Source organism: Mucilaginibacter sp. SMC90, assembly GCF_022811725.1.
GTDB lineage: Bacteria > Bacteroidota > Bacteroidia > Sphingobacteriales > Sphingobacteriaceae > Mucilaginibacter.
This window is the reverse complement of sequence record NZ_CP094527.1, coordinates 1654640-1674438: the sequence shown is the minus strand read 5'-3', so window position 1 is coordinate 1674438 and position 19799 is coordinate 1654640. Positions and strand designations below refer to the sequence as shown.

Below are 19799 nucleotides of genomic sequence, written 5' to 3'. Positions count from 1 at the left end.
ACGTAGTTTTAAAGCACTTTTATTGAATGCGTTTCCATTTGAATGTTTTACCCAACATCGGAACTCCTTTGTAGCCGCGTGTTTCCAGATCGTTAACGCTATTAAGTTTGCCTTTCAGGCTATACGAATTACCATCCTGTACACTGTATAATTTACCGTCACGGTATTCGCCATCCTTATAAATAAGTTCGGTAATGTGCGTGATACCTTGTACTGGCCTGCTTCGTAATTTCTCATCGGGGTTTTTGATATCTTTTTTGGATGTCCTGCCGTCTGCCTCGAACATCTCTTTTGACCATAATAGTTTGGCCGAGTAGCTGCTGCCGGTCCTAAAGATCTCTATCTTATAATCTTCACATTGCCAGGTGCCGATGATCTGGTCCGGAGATAATTTCTGAGCAAATGCCACTACGGAAATGAGCAGCATAGCCGCAGCTAAAATTGTTTTTTTCATGTCTGATCGTTATTTGTTATGATTGAGTATGGTGCTGTTCTTTAGATCCATTTTCCTTTGTCTTTGTTGAAGCAAAGTTCGGCTGCTGCCGGTTCCAGAATGTATCCAAAAGTCGCCAGGGTGTAGTGAAAAGGCATATTTAGCAGGCTGTTACGGGTGTCACTGAGAGATAGCACATCGATCATTCCTTCTTTGCCGATGATGGTTTCGACCGCCTTTTTTACACTGATCTCATCTGTGAGGAAAACATCCGGAATGGTTACATTTTCTACCTCTGATAAAGCTTAGATACCTTTGAATATTTAGGTTTATAGGATCCCGACAACAAAAAATCAATAAAAAAGGGACGACCCGTTTGTGGTTATCCCTTTTTAATAAAACAATGTTGACTTCTTTATACGAATCTTTAATTACATAAAATCAACTGGTTATTTTCAGCGAAGTTATTTGTTGTTCTTCTATGATAAAATGAAACTTTAGTAGCGCCGGGCTGCCTGGAAAGGTTCCGTTTACTTCTGCGGTCAGCAAACTTTCGGCTCCGTTTTCTTCATAGTTCAATGGTTTCATCACTGAATTATAAGCTTCGTTCGCGTCTTTGATCCACTGCTGTATTTCCACCTTACCACGATGGACCTTTCCTTCGTCATGAACGATGGCGGTCCCAGCAAAACATTCAGCGTAGGCCACGGCATTCTGCTCATTCTGAGCTGTTATTAAGTTTGCGATTACTTGAGGTATATTCATAATGTTATTGTTTACAATTAAATGGTTCGGATAGTGCCGCCGTCAATGATAAATTCTGTTCCGGTGAGGTAGGCTGCCCTCGGGGAAACCAGGAAGCCTACCAGTTCGCCTACTTCTTCGGGTTCGGCTGGTCGGCCCATAGGGATGCCGCCTAAGGCATCGATAACGCTTTGCTGAGCCTCCTCTATAGAGCTGTTTGAACTCTTTGCGATCCTTTCCAGAAAATATTTGACATTTTCGGTTTTGATCCAACCGGGTGATACAGTCAATACACGAACGCCTTGGGCTGCAACTTCATTCGATAGACCTTTGCTGTAGTTGATCAGGCCGGCTTTCGCCGCCGCATAGGGTAAGGTAGCGTCATGCAATGGGAGTTTTCCCTGAATGGATGCAATGTGAATGATTACACCGCTGCCGCGTTCCAGCATTTGAGGTAAAATACCTCTGTCCAGACTGACCGGAGCTAACAGGTTTGTGCGGATGGTTTTTTCCCAGTCTTCGTTAGTCAGTGCGGCAAAACCGCCGCCGGGCGTTTCTGAAGCGCCAAGGTTATTAACGAGGATGTCCAAGCCGCCGAAGTCTAGCTGAATCGTACTGATTAGGTTAGCTATTCCGTCTTGCTGGCTCAGGTCGGCGGCGACAAAGTGCAGGCCGGGATCGGCTTGTTCCGGTTGGTTCCTGGCGGTGATGATAACGGTCGCCCCCGCGTTTTTTAACCGTTCGGCAATAGCCTTGCCGGCACCTTTGGTACCGCCGGTCACCAGCGCGGTCTTACCGGTAAGTTCATTACAGTAATTGAATTGTTGTTCCATATCGTATTTGTTTTGGGCAAATCTCGGCGGTACCTAAGCTATTGGCAAGTACGGGCTTACGATTCAGATAGGGAGAAATTTATCCCTATTGTCCACTGCCGGTCATCCGCTTATATTTGTGGTATGTATGAAAGAAAGATCTTACCGCACCTGAATTGTGGGCTTGATCTGGTAGGCGAAGTACTGTATGGCAAATGGAAGATCCGAATACTCTGGTTCATCCATCAGGGGCATAAACGCCCGAGTGAATTGCAGCGTAAAATACCGGATGTATCCAGGCGGGTACTCAATATCCAATTAAAAGAACTGGAAACACATGAATTGGTCAGCCGTAAGATCTACCCGGTTATGCCGCCAAAAGTGGAGTATGATTTGACCGACTTTGGAAAAACGCTGATTCCAGTGATCCAGGCTATAGGGGTTTGGGGTGACGAGCATGAGAGTCAGCTCAGGGATGTTATCATGAAACAATTCCCGGACAATGTTCCGGTTTGTTTGCGGTCTTAATTATAGCAAAGTTGCAGGATGCCAGGCAGCATTATGTATCCAAATATCCCAATTTTGTATCCAAAGGATCAATTTTTCTTGTCAAACAACGTTATCTGACTTAAATGATTTATCATAATGCGGTGATATATGTCCATCTTTTTAAATTAAGATCAGTCACATAGCCTAAAATCTAACACGTTTGAAAATCTATATTTGTGACTGGTAAAATTTTATATGGCTAAAAGATCTGGTACCATTCCTGTAAATACCTTTGGCAATGAGTCCGATGAAGGGATTACAATCGACCGGGTTTCATTTGATACGTTACCTCCATTAGGAGACTGGCAACAACCGGAGCGTCATGACCGCCACTCTTTTTTTCTGCTGGAAAGCGGATCCGTAACTATGGAGATCGATTTTCATCAGTACGATATTGAATCGCCTTCCTTTATATACCTGCATCCTGATCAGGTCCATCGGATTATTGGATTTGATCATGTTACCGTTTATGCCTGGGCTTTGGACAATGCCCACCTCAATACTGATTTTGTCAAGCTGCTGGAAGAGATCAGTCCGGCTTCACCATTGAAACTGAACATTGAGCAATTTAATATCCTATCTGAGACCGCTGATCTACTGATGAAATTCTGGCAAAGAAAAAATGTCCCTTTATTTTACTCGCTGCTTAAAGAGCAGGGCAACGCATTGGTCGGCCTTTCTATCTCCCTTTACCAGGAAAATATTGGAGAACCTGATGCCCTGACCCGGCAGGAACAGATCACCAGATCATTCAGGCAGCAGCTGGGAATAAATTACACAACCAAAAAACGACCCTCGGATTACGCAGAATTATTAAACATCTCTGTTCCTTACCTGAACGAATGCGTTAAGCATGCTACAGGACAGCCGGTATCCTGGCACATACAGCAGCGGCTCATCCTGGAAGCCAAAAGACAATTATATCATTCTGATCTGTCATTGAAAGAAATAGCCGCAATGCTGGGTTATGATGAATACCCTTATTTTTCACGGCTATTTACCAAGATCGTGGGAACATCACCGGCATCATTCAGGCCTAAAAACCTCGGTTAGTCCAAGTCTTTCACGGGTTTGACCTATTTCCGGATCAGTATTCACTCTTTCTTTGCATCATAAAATGTAAAAGAAATGACTACTAAAAATCAAAGATCAGTATTGATCTCCGGCGCAAGTTTCGCCGGTTTATCAACTGCATACTGGATGAACCGATTCGGATACAAGGTTACCGTCGTGGAAATTGCGCCCGGTCTCAAAAAAGGCGGCACGCCCGTAAACATACTGGGAAGAACGATCGATATCGTACAGCGGATGGGCATATTCGACGAGATCTTTCATAACCGGCTGACGATGGAAAATATGGAATTCAAAGATGGCGACGATATAACACTTCGTCAGGATCATCACCAGCATCGGGAACAGGAAGAATATGAGATCGAACGGGACTTGTTACTGCATATGCTATATGACCTGGTCAGCGATAAGGTGGAATTTGTTTTCGGCGAGACCATTACCAGATTGACCGAAGAAAACGATCAGATGCAGGTAACTTTCAGGAACATGGAGTCACGGCCATTCGATCTGGTATTCGGATGTGACGGCGTCCATTCCGCCGTACGGAGGCTTTGGTTTGGCGAAGAAAAAGAGTTTACCCAATTTCTCAATGCCTACTTTTCCATCACTATAGTTGACCACCTGCTGATCCCTGAAAATACTACGCAGATGTACAGCGAAGTCGGTAAAACGATCATGCTTAATGCCTATAACGGTAAAACGGATATTTGCTTTGCCTATTTTTCTGAAAACGATATTCCCTATGACTATCGAAATGAAGCACAAATGCGCAAAATGATCTTTGAACAATTCAAAGATGCGGGCTGGCGTGCAAAGGAACTACTGGCCGAAACTGCCGGGTCAGCATCATTTTATTTTGATAAACTTTGCCAGGTGAAAATGCCCTCCTGGACCCAGGGCCGTGTAGCACTTGTTGGGGATGCCGGTTATTGTCCCTCTCCGGCTGCTGGTCGCGGCGGCTCTATTGCCATTGACGGTGCAGCTGCGCTGGCTGATGCCTTCGGCAAATGTAACGGCAATTTTGAAAAAGCCTTTATTGAATATGATCGCAGTTTTCGACCCTTTGTAGAACAGGTTCAATCAGAGGTGGTTGATTTCGGCCTGGACATGCTTATTCCAAAAACCGAGGAAGCTGTCGCCAAAAGAAACACACAAGGCTTTAATTTCTGATCGGTGAAATGCAGGTATCCCGGGATGATTCGGTTTAATCCCCGGTATACCTACATTACATTAACAAAAATAATTTGTGACGGGTATACCGATACAACCTGCACTAAAAACCGGTATGCAGGCATCAACTACTTCCAGCTGCAATTTCGCCCTGTTGCTGATGCTTTCGCCATATCTATCAGTCCGCATGTTACTGCCCTCACTGAAAAATTGATCGAGCTGGTAACCGACACGCGGATATGGCTTTCTTTTTTGCTGCCTGAATTTACGGGGTTCTCCGAATGATGAATTGCTGAATAGAATTTGATGTCCAATTCCTTCTTCATCAGCCTGATCATAAGAAACCCTACGAGTCGCGTAGAAACAATATAGTTCGGAGTGACGCCCACTAGCCACCAGATGCCGTTGCCCATGTTAATGAAGTAATAACAGCTCTGGGTTTAAGCTTTTTTAAGGCTGGCATGATTACCGAAAGCTGAATCATCACATTGCACCGGCAAGGCCACAACTCTGGTGTAATCATGAAATAATTTGGAAAGTTTGACCATTCTATTGTACTTACATCAACAACAGTTGTTACCGATCAGTTATGAAGAACATACGCCGACCAACAGGAAGCCACTGAACACGCTGCCGAACACCGGGCTATTTAATGAGTTTTAAATTAATGGGATTTTCGACCATCGAGCGATCTGTTAAAAAGACATGGATTTATTACATTTTTTTGTTGCGTCGCGCAATTGTATAACTTATTCTGCCAGAACAAATACAGCTTATAACTTATTAGCAAGATAAACTTATTATTAAGGTAGGATAAAAAAGCTATCCATAATAAATAACACTCCAGATTTTATCAAACTGCGTAAAAGCAGATTTAAGAACAAGATCAAGCTGGTGAGGAAAGTGAGCGCGAGGTAAAATATCAACTTAGGAATTTCGATGACTATTCACTTCCGTTCATGCCTGGCTTAAAAAAAATTCTAAAAATTGTGCCGATGTCGGGTTTACTCTCTACCACAATGTAACCGCCCTGTGATTCAACCTGCGTTTTTACAAGAAATAAACCTACCCCGTTCGAACCTGGCCTACTTGTGAATGTTTTAAAGAGCCCGAATATTTTGTCGCCGTGCCGCTCCAGGTCGATGCCAATCCCATTGTCCTGGTATTCCAAAATCAGGCAGCTTTTATCATCATCAAAATAGGTACTGATCAGTATCTCGGGGCGTTCGTTTTCTTTTCTGTACTTTATAGAGTTACTGATCAGGTTCATGAGGATACTTTTGAGATAGAGCTTTGGGAAAAGGATGTCCGGCACAACAAAATCTGTTTCTATCGAGGCATTGTGCAATTCAATCTCCGCAACGAGCGCGTCAAGCACGCGTTGGGTCTCCTCATCAAAGTTCAACATCTCTGACTCTATTACATCCTCCTTCGCTTTGATAATTTCGGACATCTGTTCGATCGTTTCCGTCAAACTACCGGAAACCGAAACTATTTTATCCAATATACTGGAATTATAAGCGTCAAGCTGATCCCTTTCAACTAATTCCGTAAGCATGGAGATATTGTAAGCATAATTTCTTAAATTGTGCGTAAGGATATGGGTGAAGCTGCTCAGTTGTTTATGCTGTTGTTTTAGCAACGTATGCGACGCTGAATCACTTCTGTAAGCGTCGATATCCATTAAGTATCCCTTCACTTTAACAAGCACATTGTTTTCAATAACTGCGCTGCCGTAAGAACGCACCCAAATAGCATGCCTGTTTACAGTAAGCAGTTCCAGCTCCAGGTCCCACGGAGTTCCCGATTCGTAAGCCTTCGCTACAGCTGCTTTCATCATCCCCAGGTACGGTTCCCGGTGAGCATTAAAGATAATGTTATGGTCCGGTTCGGTATCGACCGGAAGTTCCAGGATATCAAATATTGCATCAGACCATTTATCACCATTGCTAATAACATCATGCTCCCAATGTGCCAGCCGGGGCTGATTGATGTTATCCGCAGAAAGCATACCGGCATTTATTAATCCGTTATGGAAATTTAAATTCATAAGATGAAATTATAAAGCATTAACGAAATCCGTAGCTTTTTGGATGGTTAACACACGAAAAACAATATTGTGTTTCCGGGCTCTTACTACCCCAAGCATTTCGGCTTAGATATTTGCAAATACAGTTTTTCAGCTTAGGCTGTACCTGGCAATAAATAATAAATAGTTGAAAAATAAACGCATAAAAAAAAACAAAACTTGAATTACCAAGCAAAACTTGCAAATTAGGTTTAGTTATCTGTTGCTGTAAACTTCTTAAAAAGATAACACAGCGCATATTGTTAGCATTAAATATCGCCATCAAACCTCATTTATACTTGTTTAAACAACTAATAAAATATAAACATGAATATAAAAAAATTAAATAATAATAAAATTAATGATAAGCATCGGAGTAGCGCTGAATTATTGGACTGATTCTCCTTTTTAAGGCCAGATTGGTATAAAATTTGCAAGGGTAAGCATATGGAGAAAACCTACTATTTGATTTCGAGTTACGGTATTGACGTGATCATTATCCCTGAACTTGATTCGAGGGTATACGTTTTAGATCCCCTGGAAGATGAGATTAACCTCGGGGAGAACGAAGTCCTGGTAACAGCTACCATAAGTGGGAGAAAATTAGTGTTTAAAATGGTTAGCAAGGAACAGGTGCAGGAAAACGAAATCACCCAAGCGATTCATTGGTACAGGGATCAGAATCCTTTTCCATTGCCACGCGCTGCGAGTTAGGGCAGAAAGTGACAATGCCAATTTTCTTTAGATAAGCATATGCACCTACAAGAAACGGCTCATGCCCATCACTTCTCCAATGCAGGCCAGATGTCGGTTACTTTATATGCTTTGCATCCACATTTAGTTTTATTTATGGATACTGGGGGTTGCAGCAGTATCAGGTTCTTCTTTTCAGTGCCTCCGGATGTTATACTATCTATGATCGATACATCTGCCGGTATTACTTGTAAGTTTTGATGTGGCCATATTTGAGGTTGCGTTGCTTTTAGTTTGGGCAATATCCACCACTCTTTGCCGCATGATCGCACCGTCAGCCATTGCAACCAGCAGGAAAACTGTCACGCTTTCGTTTTTCATGTCGTCAATGCTGCATTGTTGTTAACTTCAATGTTTTGTTTACTTCTGCTGCCCATTCCCGAAAATGCCGGGTAGTCTTTCCCAATACCTTCCTAATAACATTAACCATAAAAGGCCTGATCAGCGGCAACAGTATTTCGGGGCTGAATAATCATCCAGGATAGACGACTCATTGCCCCGTTCGGCTCATTTCGACTTTTTGATCAATCCGATTTTGTTCATCGTTATTAAGCCGAAACACTTATCCGCCACCATATTTATTCAGCTTTTAATGCCTTAACCGGATTTGTTCTTGCTGTCTTCAACGTTTGATAGCATATGGTCAGTAAAGCCAGCAATAACGACAATACCACAGCAAACAGAAACCACCAAAACGAAAAACCGATGCTATAAGTAAATTTTTGTAATATGATGTGTTTAATATACAACGCAAACGGTATAGCGAATATAAAGGAGACCAGGATCAACTTAAAGAGATCAAAGGTCAGCAGGTAAAAGACTTTAACAGTGGTGGCACCCAATACTTTGTGGATACTTATTTCCTTGAGTCTGACCTCACCAACAAAAGTAATGAGCCCGAGCAATCCGAGACAAGAGATAAATATGGAAAGGCCCGCGAAAACAAATGCCAATTTTTCCATTCCCTGCATACCCCGGAATTTCAGGTTGAAAGACTCATCTGCAAACTGATATTCAAAGGGAAAATCCGGATTCAGCTTTTTGAATACGCTGCCAATCTTATCCAGGTTTTCGGCAACCGACCTGACAGGGTTTAATCGATAATGAATAGCATTAAACGATGAAAAGGGCCCCTCGATGATCATCGGGGCAATCTTTTCATAGGGAGAACCAATGACAAAATCACTGATTACACCCACGACATGCCAATCCCTGCCGCCTTCATTTACTTTGAGGCCTATGACATTCTTAATTCCGATAGCCTTTTTAGCACTTTCATTCAATAAAATAGCGGAGCTATCGAGCGGAAAAGAATAGCTGTCGATATCCCGGCCTTCCAGTAAGCGAACTTTCATCGTTTTTACAAAATCGGCATCAGTGCTATAACGCGCAAAAATTGTCTTCAAATCGATCCTGCTGCTTCCCGGCCAGGAGACGCCCCAGATATTACCGGAACTTTCAGTAACCGGGGATAAGCTTTTTGTAACCGACAACACTGCACCCGTGTTTAAGAGCTGATCTTTTATCAACTGGTAGTTTTTTTCCGTTTTCCCGGTGAAATGTGTAAAAACCAAACTGTTCTGATCATAGCCTGCACTTCTTCCCTGCGCGTAATTTATTTCCCTTTCAACGATGATAGTGGATATGATCAGGACGGTTGTAAACGTGAATTGAAGCACCACAAGCACCGAGCGAAGGCTAAGCCTGGATCGCGGCGGCTTAAAAGATCCGCTGAGCACTGCGATGGGTTTGAATGACGAAAGATAAAAGGCTGGATAACTTCCTGCCAGTAAGCCGGTGAGTAAAATAAAAACGACAACAGCGATCCAAAAATAACTGCTGTTAAAAGGTATAGACAGCTGGACATGTACCAGGTCCGAATAAAATGGCAAGACGACTAAAGTGATCGATATAGCCACAAAAAAAGCTATAAAGGACATCAGGAGGCTTTCGACCAGGAATTGAATGATCAAAATATACCGACTGGTCCCAATGGCTTTTTTTAAACCTACTTCACGCGCCCTCTTCTCGCTTCTTGCTGTGCTTAGGTTCATGAAATTGATCGCAGCAATAACCAGTATAAAGATCGCAACAATGGCAAACAGCTGCACCAGCACAATTCGTCCCGTGGTAAACTGCCCGTTCTGGCTATCGCTATAAAGATAAAAGCGCTTCAGTGGCTGTGTGAATAAACGAACCGTTAAAGGGTTAGCGCTGTCCTTTGTATGATCTGCCGAAATATTTTCGATTTCCCTGTCAAAATCGATATTGCTGTAGCCATTCCTGAGTTGCACGAAAGTGTACACAGAACTGTTGGACCAGTTTTCGTCTGCAAGGCGGTCTTTCTTTAAATATTCCCAGGAAAGCAAATAGTTAAAATCGAACATGGTGTTTGCAGGCAGGTCTTTCATAACCCCGCTGACGGTGACGTAGGTTGACGTGTCAACTTTGATAACCTTCCCCATTGCATCTTCATCACCGAATAACGACTTTGCAAATTTTTCCGTAATAACGATGCGGTCTTTTTGACTTAAAGCCTGTTTGGGATCCCCTTTCAGCAATGGAAAATCGAACATTTGTAAAAACCCCGGATCTACGAAGCTGCCATTAGCCGTCAATTTTTTATCCCCAAACGTCAGCAGATATTGATTATTAGCAAACCGTGTCATCTCCTCCACCTGACGATAGTCATGTTTTAAAGTGCCGCCCAGAATTTTAGGTGTCTTTCTCCACGCGTACACACCGTCAATATATTTATCGCGGCTGCAAATGACCATGATCTGATCAGCGTTCTTATGGAAACGATCGAATGTCAGCATATTGAGTAGCCAGAGAAAGATCAATATAAAGGCAGCCATACCGATTGCAAGTCCCAAAATATTGATGGCTGAAAATTTCTTATTCCGCCAGATATCGCGGAATGTCATTTTGAGATAGTGTTTTAGCATAATTCGCTATAGTTTTATTTCTGGGACAATTCAATTAACGCTTCCAGATGTTGATTACTTCCGAAAAAGAGCTCATCATGGGATGATATATACAGTGTTGATTTTTGCTTAAAATCCGAGGCCCCCTTCGTGAAAGATAACAACACTGACAAATATGTGAACATATTAAGGTCAGCCTCATTATTACAAACAAATGATTTCAGTTCTTTTCTAATTACACGAAATAACATGCTGATTTGTGCTGTTATATCGTATTTCAGCGATACTTTTTGTATTTCCGACAATAACCAGGTGAGGACTTGGATAGTCATCAGGTTTCTTAGCTGTTGGTACCCGTCAACAGATGTGTCAATATCGGGCATAAATCCCAACTTGAAATCACAGCCTTTGCAAGTCATCAAAAAAATCAACAAATTTTGTGCGATCAAAAAAGCCATATCATGGTCTTCATAAGCAATATGTATCCTTCCTAAATTATGATATTGTTGAATATCGTTAAAAAGCAGGAAACTAAAACCCAGACTTTGCAGTAGGCCGCTTTTTTTTAACACTTCGTCCACCATAGCCATTGCCTCGTCTTTTTTCCGCAACTTAAAAAGCTGGTAGGACTTGGCGGATAGATATACCTTTTCAGTTAATAAATTAAGCATGTCGCTAAAACCGTAAAGGAGATTCAATGAGCCGTTCTCGCGAAAATAAAAGCTTGATTCAATGAGCCTGTTTGCCCGGGCGGCGGTAATGCCTTTCGTATAACGCTCTGATAAGTAAAAAAACATCTGTTTTTCTGAGGCTGATAAACACCTGTTCAACGTCTGCATCATAAGCTGATCGTAAACTTTTAACTCCGGAAGAACACTCCTAAATATTGCTTCCATATCAAGGCATAAATGAAACGGTATCGGTTATTAAGGCCCTTATTTCCTCGATTCTAATAGGACAGTCGTCAACAGTTCCTGGCAGTTTGGGAATTTTAGCTCCGCAGACCGGAAAGCAGATACAATCACAGCATATAGGCGCTTGTGCCATAAGCAAATCTGCCATCCCGGCAGGAAAATATTTCTTTTCACCTGCTGCATCAAATTGATACCGGAGCTCAAGGGGCCATTTCCGGTCTTTGATAGAATGCGCTTTCGAATTCGCTTCAGAATGTTTGCTTTTTACAGGGGGGGCGGGAAAGAAAGAGCGCTTTAAAGCCTGCTGAAGATCCGCCGCAATAGCGATATGTTTTTGAATAATAGATTCAAATTCAAATTCCTTCGCGGAAATGAGAATCTCGTTCTCAACTAATTTCATAAACAAGGTGTCGGGCAGCCCATCAAAACGATCACTTTTCAGCAACCTGTAAGCAAATACCGACATTTTGATAAGCTTAGCGGTACGCAAAGAAAACAAAAGTAATTTATCACCCGGACACGATAAGGCGGTTTCCTCTGGAACAATGATCAGATATTTAGACAACTTTATGCTCATTTCTTTAACTTAAGCATCAAGGTAATCTGCGACCCACTTTTTGTCCTGATGAAAAATTGCCAATCCCTCTTTTTCAACACCAGTTAACTCCTGCCTTTTGTTTTCCAGATAGTACATGAGAAGTTTCTCGGGATTATTGAATTTAAAAGTTGGACAGGCACGCATGTCCTCATGCCATGACTTCGGGCAGCTCCCCCCGCAAACAGGTAAAACGGGGCAACCGGAACATTGAAAGGTACCTTTTCGTAAAGTATTATGCCAATCCGAAAGCACGTTTCTGCTGCCTTGTGATTCCCCGGAGAACATCAGATGACCGAATTGATGGTCTGTCCCCTTATAAACATTAACATACGGCGTCTCTGTGCAATTGAATATATTCCCGTATGCATCGTAAACATCAGCGTTCTTGTCTACCGTCATACAAACGACCTTTTTTCTGGCGGGCTTAACAAATATCTTAAATCCAAGCTTTCGCAACTGCGTATTCCAAACTAATTCCCGCCCGGCGAATTCTTCTTTCGTCAATGATTGTTCATGTGCATCGTTCCCCCAGGAATAAATGCCAACAGCATAGAAATAAGCGATTTTTTTTTGAAACTCATGCTTATGAAATAATTCAATTAATGCCGCAACGGAATCCGCATTTTGTTGGTTAACGTTACAACGAATAGTGACTTCACATTTTTTGACATCATATTGGGGCAATTGGAACAACGTCATCAAGTTGTTAAATATAATATCAAAAGAAGGCGTTCCCTCTTTGGTAAATCTGTTTTGATCGTGAAATTCCCGGGTGCCGTCCAGGGTAACCTCAATGCTCCTGATATGAAGATCTGTCGTAAGTTCTCGGAAAACTGTTTCTTTCAGGCTCATACCATTTGTAACGATCCTGGCGGAATATGCAATTTCAAATTCTTCACATAGCTCCAGCAACAGTTTCGTCAGAGACCGTATCGTATTCAGAGCGAGTAAGGGCTCTCCGCCAAACCAGGCAATAGTCAAGCTTTTGTAACGCTTACTTTCCAGTTTTTTCCTGATCCTGTCTATCAGCGCTGTAAACAGCGCAGGTGCCAGGCTGTTTTTTGCATGTTGTTGCCCACAATAGTGACAGCCAAGCTGGCAAAACGCGGAAGGCATGATCACCTGGTAGAGATTTTGACCGGTGGTGCCCCCTTCATCATTTTCGTCAATGACGGTTTTTAACTCATCTTTCTCTGCCTCGACAACGGCGCCAACATCGATCAGTTTTCGGGTAATGAGTTCGGGAATTTCAGATAATCGGCCATCCAGCAGAAACTCATGGCAATATTTACTGACCACCAGTGTCTGACCCGAATAGGTATTCATTAGCACCCTCTTCCCGGATTCATTGATGGCACAACTAAAAATGTTGAAGTTTGATACTTTATATTTCATCTTGTTTCAGGTTTGAGGTGTTTATAGAAATCCCTTATGGTCTTGTATATCATGAAATAGAAAAACCCCGGCAGCATACAGCTCATTATTATATCGGTTAAATAACCAAAATCTCTTATATGTTCAAATGCATTAATGATCTTTTGGGGAAGGTAAATCGGGAACGTCAGTATATGGCGTCCATACCAGGCTACGCTAAATATAAACCCGATGCGAAATGTCCAGCTGGCGCATGAATACAAAAAGAGCCAGACATTTTCCCTGCTGGTGAGCGGCCACGCTGTCCGCCCGGTAAGCCATCGCAGAAATTTAAAGAATAATTTATCTGAGTGATACCGCAAGTTAAAAGTTCCTGTAACATCTGTCAGGAACCAGTAACCATCGAACCTGAGGAACGGGTTTAGGTTTACCAGGCTGGTCAGGAATACAAAAAGCGCAAAGTATTTGATAATCTCGATCTCAAAAAAGAAATACAGGACAACTCCCGTACAGCTAACCAGGAATTGCATAAAAACTCCTGCCAGATCAATAATCAGCCTTTGCGGCTTCTTCAGCCGCCAGACATCGGTTACATTGGCGTAAAGAACAGGAGTGATTAAATAAAATCCAAATCCTATTTCACTGTGATCCGCACCAAATTTAATACTTGCTGCCGAATGTCCAAGTTCATGCAAAAGCAGACTTACCAGATAGATCACTAAAAAGCCAAAGGAATAATGGCTGCTCAGGTAGAAACGGATCTGATCAAAGCCCAGGTTGCTGGTTAAGAAGAAAAAGCTTAAAAAAACCAGCATTCCTAACATAAGCTGATAAAATGATGCTTTTTGAAAAAGGAATTTAAACGGCTGGCTGAGCCGGTGTACCCAATCTTTATTGAGAAGTTTAATCTTTAATATTAAATACTTATCCTTCCTCTTAAAGGGAGAAATATTGACAGCCGATGCGGGTTCATCGCTGAACTGTTCAGGGCTTACAATGTTCAGCCTTGCCAGCTCACCGTCGAAAAGGAGATTATAAAAACTGTCACAGGGTATATCGCTGTTATATTTTTGATTAAAACAGCCGGCGATCTGTTCTACGGTAGTTTTTCCGTCAATCAGCCTGAGCACCTCAGCCGTCATTATGTTGATGTTCAGGTATTGTTTGTTATCAAGATCTTCCCTGATTAGTAAAAAGCTGCTACTTGACGCAAATGGCTCAATCTGGATTCCTGCTGCTTTGTGTGGTATCAATTGAAAATTAGTCGTAGTCATAGATCGATCATCGCATTAATACATGAAGCAGTAGTGAAAACCCGGTGAAAGTCGTCGCGTACGGCGTTCGCGTTTGTTTTATTTGCTGCCTTCCAATCTTTTGAATTGACATACCCAATCACATTTGGCGCCGGGGTCTTGAGACAATAGCTGGAAGGGAAAGAGCCATCCGACAACTGCTGGTGTAAAAGCCAGCTACTGATCTGCTTTATCTCATTCCCGTAAACAGGAACAACCTTATTATATTCAATTAAAACTTTCATCACCAGTGCGGTGTAAAAACAGCTAACTTCTCCCCGTTCGTCAGCATAACTGAAATCGCGGTTGCGCATAGCAAGCAAAGCGGCAATTGAGCTTTCAATAATGTCTCGGTATTTCTTAAAGTTATAACGGATCATTGTCTGAAGCACATAACTTGTAGAATAGACAGGCGAGGTCCACCAGTAGGCATCCCACAATTGCCGGTCGTTTCGGTTTTTAAGTATATAATCATTCAGCTTTTTGAAAGCTTTCGTATTGCTCAATCCTTTATGATATAAAAAATAATAGGCAAGGGCACTCACACAAAGATGACTCCCGGTCCATCCCGCCGTGATGTCCCTGGTGCGCTGCCTTAAGTTTAACGCGGCAACTAAGCTCTCATGACTGTCGTATGTCTTGAAGCCCCCATCTGTTGCCTGAAAGGTAAGCCAGCCGGATAATTCGTTTTCAACACTTTCGTTATTCAGGTGAAACGCCAAAAGTGAGCAGGTAGTAGAATCAGCATCCGATAACCATAGCTTGTTATAACCCCATAGTGAGCCTGATTTGTTGTCTTTTAGAAAGTTTATTGCTCGTTCTACCTGACCCGCGCTTTTCAGCGCTGTATTCGTTTGGGTCAAGACATAGGAGGTTATCCAGACGTTACTCGTGCCGGCAAAGGGCAGTTCATAATCGTGCCAACTTCCATTTTCATTTTGCCTGCTGGAAATATAATTGACAGCCCGTTCTTTACCGTATTGTAAAGACTGTTTGTTAAGGTATTGTTGTAACTTTTTATTGCCGTGATTGGTAAAGGTAGCATTAAACTTATCCAGATAGCCCAAAATTGCGAGCTGTTTTAGCTTGTATTCTCTTTTCTTTAACTGGATAATACCTGATAAAAAATGGGCATTAGGAATGTCTTTGAGGGATGTCAAAATCCCTTCCAGAACATGAACAGCATCTTCATAGCAGGTATAACCCACACCAGAAAGAAAAAGATATTTAACATGTTCCGTCGTTGTAAAAAACTGATAATCAATCAAATTATCGTGATAATAATTTGACAACTTCCAAATGCAGTAATTAATCTGCGGGTTTTCAATATCCTTTCGAAAATCCTCCAGATCATCGATGATCGACCAGGCAACCATAAAATTATCATGTATTTGCATGATTGTCCCGCTGACCTGGTGGTTAGTTTGATATAAAATGGAAATGCCGTCGACAGCCGATTTTCCAAAAGCGCATTTTCCTCTTGCCAGTTTGGTGTAAAGCTCCATGGTCACTTCTTTTCTGTGTACGTGAAAAGGATTTGTGTCTTTCATATATTGCTTAAACGCAAAATCGATCTGCATACCCTCAATAAATTCTCCCCGTCGCGTTCCCCAACGTGCCCAAAACGGAGAAGCGGGTTTGAATAAGAGGGATAGTATCCTGACACTTGATTCAACCGTAGTTATGAACTCCAGGTCAGTTTCAGGATTGAACGCACTTTGATTTGTATCTATCTTACGGTCAAGTTTCAATAAAAAACGATAGTATAGAACGCCTGCGAGACATAACAAAGCAAGCTTGCGATTGCTGAAATGGTCTTTCCGACCTGTCAGCGGCTCGTAAAAAAGATCAGGGTAATTAAGATAAAGATCTCCGCCAGAAACGAAATGCACGAGTTCATCCATGCCAAGCTCAGGAAGGAGCCTAAGGATCGACTTTTTTCGTTTTGTTAAAATATCCATTGGTTTATCTGTCTTTTCTTGCGATTTGGCTGTAAACAATCTTTGGGAATGTTCCCAAAGATTGTACCTTCAAAATAAATCCTTCGAGATTAATCGGTCCAGGAGCAGGAACTGTCTGCAGGAGGGGGAGTTGATCCGCCACCGCCACCACCACTCGGCTCGCATCCCTGGTTGCCTGACGGCGCTGTCGCCATGCTCACCACTGTCATTTCCAGTCTGGACTCCAATTCTTCTACCTGAAATAAATCAAGTTTTTCAGCCTCAGTCAGCTTGCTGAGATCCTGAAGCGGGTTGTTTAGGTTTTTGTTCATACAAAAAAACTTAAGTGCCTACTCTATACGATTTTCGGCATACTCGTTGCCTACTCGTTCAAAGGTTTTCGGCTTACCCCTTTTTATTTTTAGCAAACAGAATCGACATAGGCAACAAGGCTCGACCGAGTTGTGCATAATTAAATCTTTACTGCCCGATAAACAGCCCCGTTTTCACCATGTTATTTCGGAAAGGCGTTTATACCGGCAACATGTATAAATCATATTAAGGTTTCCACTGATAATGGTTAAATACATATTATCGTCTTTTATTTAATATCATTTCTGAACGCTGCCAGCCGGTGTTCAGATAGGCAGCTTAAAAGCTTTCATACATCTTTGATGACAGTAGATTTTTGCTTCCCGATGAAAACTTATATATTGATCTTGGATGAATACCAGAAAATTTATTGTGTATTAGTGACATTGTTTTTCAGGAAATCCATGTTGAGATTCGAATTTGAGGTCCGTCAAATGCTTATTTGAGCATCTAATGGAAGAACTTGATGTATCCGACAGATCGTCGAAGGCATTAAATAAAATATTCTGATGTATTTTGAACAGATCCGGCATTACCGTTCGTGGCGAATAGGGAATGAAAGATTCAGGTAAATTCAGGGTGTTTGGATGCTGTGCATTCATAGGCATAAGGTTTCAGGTCTTGTGCCCTAAGTTATATAAATATTTTATTATCAAAGTATTTTTTATAAAAAAACTTTGAATTTTCAATATTCACTTTTAATGATATCTGCGACTAACTCATTAATAAATAATAATTACAATAAGTTTGTCTGCCTGGGTGATCTCAGTTCAGGTGCAAAAGGTCAGCATTGAAAATTTACCTTTATCTCCTGGTGTAAACGAACGAGGCTAAGGCTGTCGCGTAGCGATTCGGCGCGACGCGTTCGCCCGACCATCGTATAATTTATAAAAATATAGTACAGCAAGCTCACCATGAGCAGGCTTGCAGCGATATTAAATGGCCACTTGTAGGCCTCATCGGATATCATATCTTTTTCAAAGACAATCGATGTACCAACCGCTAATACAGCGGCAAAACCGAGGCTTAATTTGTACCATCGGTTCGATTGAAACTTCTCGTACCGATCAAGCGCCATTTGATTTTCAGACAGGATTTCGGTTTTAAGCCTTTCAAGCAACTGCCTGTCCTTGTTGCAAAGCAATAACCCCTCGCTACCCGTATAGGATAACAAAAGGTTATCACAAATCAATGATGGTATGATCATCCGATATTTCCCGCTTTGTCCATCAAAAGAGACAGGCAGGATCTGCATTAAATTTTTCATACTGCCGGTAAAAATACTTCATTCGTTTTTTCCCTGCAATGAAAACTGGTGATCAGGAAGTTGGGATAGTCTATAACCTTTCGAGCCCTACATCTACCGCTGCTTTCCCGCTACTGATCTGACCGGTTAGCGTTCCTTCGAGGTGAAGGGGTGCCCCTCCTGCCGGATGCTGAAAATCAGCTGTTATGGTATAATTTCCCGGAGTAACATTTTGAAATGTGAAATTGCCTGCTGGGTCGATTGCCATCCGGCTCCCGGTCAATACAAGTCCCTGTCACTTTAGATTTCAAGGTAACAACCACATTGTTGAGCCATTATGTGCTTACTGCAGCAATTTCCGCCGGAGTAAGTAAAGTGGCATCCGCCACGACCTTTACGTTTAGCGCAGCGATCAATATATTAGCACCGGTTGACGGCGAAGTCCCGGGTAATGAACTTGTACCGCAGTTTGGTAACAAAACCTCCTTGAGGCGGTCCATGAGGGCGATCACCCTACTGCCGTAAAACCCACAGACAAAGGCAAAAACGATCACGCCCTTACTATAGCTGATATCGACAATGTTCTGGTTGCAGAAATAATTGTAGTCGAGGATCACGACCAATGTACAAATTGAGGCGTACAATACTTTGGCTACCTTTATTAGTAATTAAACAAATCGCCATGGAATTGCAAAAAAGAATTCCAATTAAAACTCGCTAATGGCTAATCAAGAGTGGCTTGTGACGGCTAACAAGTGAGAACAAAATTTCCGTATTGCTTTATTTATCATTTTATTAGTCATTGCGTTTAATCCGGTCTGAGCGGGTTTTTATGCGGTGACATCCAAGATTTAACTTTATTCATAAAAAAGTCGAGATCAAACGGTTTGGCAATGTAATCATCTGCATGGCTTTTTGCAGCAATGGATTCGATGTCATTTTTTGCAGAGATCAGTAGCACCGGAATTGTTTTGGTCTGACGGTTCTGCTTTAGTGCTCTGCAAAGTAGATGGCCATATCCATCGCTAAGCCAGTCATCAAGCAGGATCAGGTCAGGTTTAACGTTACCCAACTTATTAAATGAAAGTATATCGTTGACTGCTTCAACCAAATAGCCTTGTTCCTCAAGTATAAAGCGGATGATTTGCAAGATATCATCATCGTTGTCGACTACAATAACTCTCTTTTTCATGTGCTTTCGAATTAAGACGTTTAAATTGGTTTTAGATTCAAATTGGTTACTTCTTATAAGAATATAATTAGCAATTATTGCTTAAAGATAAAATATATAAATTAAAATTCAAATTAGAATATAGATTTAAAGCGCGTAAATATTACCATAGTAATGGGAGAATCCACTGATCAATTCCTATACGAATTTGCCGGGCTCGCCGGCGAAGATACAGAGAAATCACCGGGGATTGTTTTACAAAACGGGGAAGTGCTGGTTTGGGAAAAGAAAACAGGTAAAACAACTTAAGTCAGGACAGAAATGGCTGCAACACCTTTGCACAGACACAAGCACAAATACGCAAC

The 19799-nt window shown here is 41.9% G+C and carries 24 protein-coding genes; 5 read left to right on the top strand and 19 right to left on the bottom strand.

Going from position 1 to position 19799, the window contains the following annotated elements; all coding sequences use genetic code 11:
• Positions 1-19: 19 nt before the first annotated feature.
• The 4 genes from MTO98_RS07285 to MTO98_RS07270 form a co-directional block, all read right to left on the bottom strand.
• Entirely contained in the window at positions 20-454 is a 435-nt protein-coding gene (locus MTO98_RS07285; RefSeq protein WP_243485944.1) for a DUF2147 domain-containing protein, read from the bottom strand.
• Positions 455-495: 41 nt separating this feature from the next.
• Positions 496-639 carry a hypothetical protein gene (locus MTO98_RS07280; protein ID WP_243485943.1) on the bottom strand — a complete coding sequence of 48 codons (144 nt, stop codon included), beginning with the start codon at positions 637-639 and terminating at the stop codon, positions 496-498.
• A 235-nt stretch (positions 640-874) separates the two neighbouring features.
• Positions 875-1198, bottom strand: a complete 324-nt coding sequence (locus tag MTO98_RS07275) for a nuclear transport factor 2 family protein (RefSeq protein ID WP_243485942.1) — start codon at positions 1196-1198, stop codon at positions 875-877.
• Positions 1199-1215: 17 nt separating this feature from the next.
• Positions 1216-2010, bottom strand: coding sequence for an SDR family oxidoreductase (locus tag MTO98_RS07270; protein WP_243485941.1), 795 nt, complete (start codon positions 2008-2010; stop codon positions 1216-1218).
• Between the two features lie 123 nt (positions 2011-2133).
• Here MTO98_RS07270 and MTO98_RS07265 point away from each other — a divergent pair, with 123 nt between their 5' ends.
• The 3 genes from MTO98_RS07265 (at position 2134) to MTO98_RS07255 (ending at position 4779) form a co-directional block, all read left to right on the top strand.
• Positions 2134-2517 carry a helix-turn-helix domain-containing protein gene (locus tag MTO98_RS07265; RefSeq protein WP_243485940.1) on the top strand — a complete coding sequence of 128 codons (384 nt, stop codon included), beginning with the start codon at positions 2134-2136 and terminating at the stop codon, positions 2515-2517.
• Between the two features lie 216 nt (positions 2518-2733).
• Complete coding sequence (locus MTO98_RS07260) at positions 2734-3591, top strand: AraC family transcriptional regulator (RefSeq protein ID WP_243485939.1); 858 nt, start codon at positions 2734-2736, stop codon at positions 3589-3591.
• A gap of 75 nt (positions 3592-3666) precedes the next feature.
• Positions 3667-4779 carry an FAD-dependent monooxygenase gene (locus MTO98_RS07255; protein WP_243485938.1) on the top strand — a complete coding sequence of 371 codons (1113 nt, stop codon included), beginning with the start codon at positions 3667-3669 and terminating at the stop codon, positions 4777-4779.
• A gap of 60 nt (positions 4780-4839) precedes the next feature.
• Here MTO98_RS07255 and MTO98_RS34410 read toward each other — a convergent pair whose 3' ends face one another.
• The 3 genes from MTO98_RS34410 to MTO98_RS07245 form a co-directional block, all read right to left on the bottom strand.
• The gene (locus MTO98_RS34410) at positions 4840-4968 is read right to left on the bottom strand and encodes a hypothetical protein (RefSeq protein WP_371825409.1); all 129 of its coding nucleotides are present in this window, start codon (positions 4966-4968) and stop codon (positions 4840-4842) included.
• On the bottom strand, positions 4908-5105 hold the full coding sequence (locus tag MTO98_RS07250) for a hypothetical protein (protein WP_243485937.1): 198 nt from the start codon (positions 5103-5105) through the stop codon (positions 4908-4910). Before MTO98_RS07250 ends, MTO98_RS34410 begins: the two co-directional genes overlap by 61 nt.
• 617 nt (positions 5106-5722) lie before the next feature.
• Positions 5723-6829: an ATP-binding protein gene (locus tag MTO98_RS07245; protein ID WP_243485936.1), complete on the bottom strand. Its 1107-nt coding sequence runs from the start codon at positions 6827-6829 to the stop codon at positions 5723-5725.
• A gap of 465 nt (positions 6830-7294) precedes the next feature.
• Here MTO98_RS07245 and MTO98_RS07240 point away from each other — a divergent pair, with 465 nt between their 5' ends.
• Entirely contained in the window at positions 7295-7561 is a 267-nt protein-coding gene (locus tag MTO98_RS07240; protein ID WP_243485935.1) for a hypothetical protein, read from the top strand.
• A 195-nt stretch (positions 7562-7756) separates the two neighbouring features.
• Here the strand turns inward: MTO98_RS07240 and MTO98_RS07235 are convergent, their stop codons facing one another.
• The 12 genes from MTO98_RS07235 to MTO98_RS07180 form a co-directional block, all read right to left on the bottom strand.
• Positions 7757-7921 (bottom strand): hypothetical protein, encoded by a 165-nt coding sequence (locus MTO98_RS07235; RefSeq protein WP_243485934.1) that lies wholly within the window; start codon positions 7919-7921, stop codon positions 7757-7759.
• A gap of 257 nt (positions 7922-8178) precedes the next feature.
• A complete protein-coding gene (locus MTO98_RS07230; RefSeq protein ID WP_243485933.1) occupies positions 8179-10548 on the bottom strand; it encodes an ABC transporter permease in 2370 nt (789 codons plus the stop codon).
• A 14-nt stretch (positions 10549-10562) separates the two neighbouring features.
• On the bottom strand, positions 10563-11423 hold the full coding sequence (locus tag MTO98_RS07225) for a hypothetical protein (RefSeq protein ID WP_243485932.1): 861 nt from the start codon (positions 11421-11423) through the stop codon (positions 10563-10565).
• Between the two features lies 1 nt (position 11424).
• Entirely contained in the window at positions 11425-12018 is a 594-nt protein-coding gene (locus MTO98_RS07220; protein ID WP_243485931.1) for a hypothetical protein, read from the bottom strand.
• Between the two features lie 9 nt (positions 12019-12027).
• Positions 12028-13434, bottom strand: coding sequence for a radical SAM/SPASM domain-containing protein (locus MTO98_RS07215; RefSeq protein ID WP_243485930.1), 1407 nt, complete (start codon positions 13432-13434; stop codon positions 12028-12030).
• Positions 13431-14687 (bottom strand): hypothetical protein, encoded by a 1257-nt coding sequence (locus MTO98_RS07210; protein ID WP_243485929.1) that lies wholly within the window; start codon positions 14685-14687, stop codon positions 13431-13433. The genes MTO98_RS07215 and MTO98_RS07210 overlap by 4 nt, the downstream gene beginning before the upstream one ends.
• Complete coding sequence (locus MTO98_RS07205; protein ID WP_243485928.1) at positions 14684-16666, bottom strand: prenyltransferase/squalene oxidase repeat-containing protein; 1983 nt, start codon at positions 16664-16666, stop codon at positions 14684-14686. The genes MTO98_RS07210 and MTO98_RS07205 overlap by 4 nt, the downstream gene beginning before the upstream one ends.
• An 89-nt stretch (positions 16667-16755) precedes the next feature.
• A complete protein-coding gene (locus MTO98_RS07200) occupies positions 16756-16977 on the bottom strand; it encodes a hypothetical protein (RefSeq protein WP_243485927.1) in 222 nt (73 codons plus the stop codon).
• Between the two features lie 824 nt (positions 16978-17801).
• A complete protein-coding gene (locus MTO98_RS07195; protein ID WP_243485926.1) occupies positions 17802-18284 on the bottom strand; it encodes a hypothetical protein in 483 nt (160 codons plus the stop codon).
• 70 nt (positions 18285-18354) lie between these two features.
• Positions 18355-18531, bottom strand: a complete 177-nt coding sequence (locus MTO98_RS07190; protein WP_243485925.1) for a hypothetical protein — start codon at positions 18529-18531, stop codon at positions 18355-18357.
• Between the two features lie 67 nt (positions 18532-18598).
• A complete protein-coding gene (locus MTO98_RS07185; RefSeq protein WP_243485924.1) occupies positions 18599-18880 on the bottom strand; it encodes a hypothetical protein in 282 nt (93 codons plus the stop codon).
• A 191-nt stretch (positions 18881-19071) separates the two neighbouring features.
• Entirely contained in the window at positions 19072-19455 is a 384-nt protein-coding gene (locus tag MTO98_RS07180) for a PleD family two-component system response regulator (RefSeq protein ID WP_243485923.1), read from the bottom strand.
• Between the two features lie 153 nt (positions 19456-19608).
• Here MTO98_RS07180 and MTO98_RS34240 point away from each other — a divergent pair, with 153 nt between their 5' ends.
• Positions 19609-19743 carry a hypothetical protein gene (locus tag MTO98_RS34240; protein WP_256464364.1) on the top strand — a complete coding sequence of 45 codons (135 nt, stop codon included), beginning with the start codon at positions 19609-19611 and terminating at the stop codon, positions 19741-19743.
• The last annotated feature ends 56 nt before the right edge of the window (positions 19744-19799 follow it).

Bases quoted from the DNA above. Each gene is read 5' to 3' on its own strand.
- MTO98_RS34240 (WP_256464364.1), top strand. From the start codon at position 19,609: ATGGGAGAATCCACTGATCAATTCCTATACGAATTTGCCGGGCTCGCC.
- MTO98_RS07205 (WP_243485928.1), bottom strand. From the start codon at position 16,666: ATGGATATTTTAACAAAACGAAAAAAGTCGATCCTTAGGCTCCTTCCT.
- MTO98_RS34410 (WP_371825409.1), bottom strand. From the start codon at position 4,968: ATGCGGACTGATAGATATGGCGAAAGCATCAGCAACAGGGCGAAATTG.
- MTO98_RS07265 (WP_243485940.1), top strand. From the start codon at position 2,134: ATGTATGAAAGAAAGATCTTACCGCACCTGAATTGTGGGCTTGATCTG.
- MTO98_RS07270 (WP_243485941.1), bottom strand. From the start codon at position 2,010: ATGGAACAACAATTCAATTACTGTAATGAACTTACCGGTAAGACCGCG.
- MTO98_RS07280 (WP_243485943.1), bottom strand. From the start codon at position 639: ATGATCGATGTGCTATCTCTCAGTGACACCCGTAACAGCCTGCTAAAT.
- MTO98_RS07210 (WP_243485929.1), bottom strand. From the start codon at position 14,687: ATGACTACGACTAATTTTCAATTGATACCACACAAAGCAGCAGGAATC.
- MTO98_RS07235 (WP_243485934.1), bottom strand. From the start codon at position 7,921: ATGAAAAACGAAAGCGTGACAGTTTTCCTGCTGGTTGCAATGGCTGAC.
- MTO98_RS07225 (WP_243485932.1), bottom strand. From the start codon at position 11,423: ATGGAAGCAATATTTAGGAGTGTTCTTCCGGAGTTAAAAGTTTACGAT.
- MTO98_RS07215 (WP_243485930.1), bottom strand. From the start codon at position 13,434: ATGAAATATAAAGTATCAAACTTCAACATTTTTAGTTGTGCCATCAAT.
- MTO98_RS07230 (WP_243485933.1), bottom strand. From the start codon at position 10,548: ATGCTAAAACACTATCTCAAAATGACATTCCGCGATATCTGGCGGAAT.
- MTO98_RS07260 (WP_243485939.1), top strand. From the start codon at position 2,734: ATGGCTAAAAGATCTGGTACCATTCCTGTAAATACCTTTGGCAATGAG.
- MTO98_RS07245 (WP_243485936.1), bottom strand. From the start codon at position 6,829: ATGAATTTAAATTTCCATAACGGATTAATAAATGCCGGTATGCTTTCT.
- MTO98_RS07285 (WP_243485944.1), bottom strand. From the start codon at position 454: ATGAAAAAAACAATTTTAGCTGCGGCTATGCTGCTCATTTCCGTAGTG.
- MTO98_RS07220 (WP_243485931.1), bottom strand. From the start codon at position 12,018: ATGAGCATAAAGTTGTCTAAATATCTGATCATTGTTCCAGAGGAAACC.
- MTO98_RS07200 (WP_243485927.1), bottom strand. From the start codon at position 16,977: ATGAACAAAAACCTAAACAACCCGCTTCAGGATCTCAGCAAGCTGACT.
- MTO98_RS07190 (WP_243485925.1), bottom strand. From the start codon at position 18,531: ATGGCAATCGACCCAGCAGGCAATTTCACATTTCAAAATGTTACTCCG.
- MTO98_RS07195 (WP_243485926.1), bottom strand. From the start codon at position 18,284: ATGAAAAATTTAATGCAGATCCTGCCTGTCTCTTTTGATGGACAAAGC.
- MTO98_RS07240 (WP_243485935.1), top strand. From the start codon at position 7,295: ATGGAGAAAACCTACTATTTGATTTCGAGTTACGGTATTGACGTGATC.
- MTO98_RS07255 (WP_243485938.1), top strand. From the start codon at position 3,667: ATGACTACTAAAAATCAAAGATCAGTATTGATCTCCGGCGCAAGTTTC.
- MTO98_RS07275 (WP_243485942.1), bottom strand. From the start codon at position 1,198: ATGAATATACCTCAAGTAATCGCAAACTTAATAACAGCTCAGAATGAG.
- MTO98_RS07180 (WP_243485923.1), bottom strand. From the start codon at position 19,455: ATGAAAAAGAGAGTTATTGTAGTCGACAACGATGATGATATCTTGCAA.
- MTO98_RS07250 (WP_243485937.1), bottom strand. From the start codon at position 5,105: ATGAAGAAGGAATTGGACATCAAATTCTATTCAGCAATTCATCATTCG.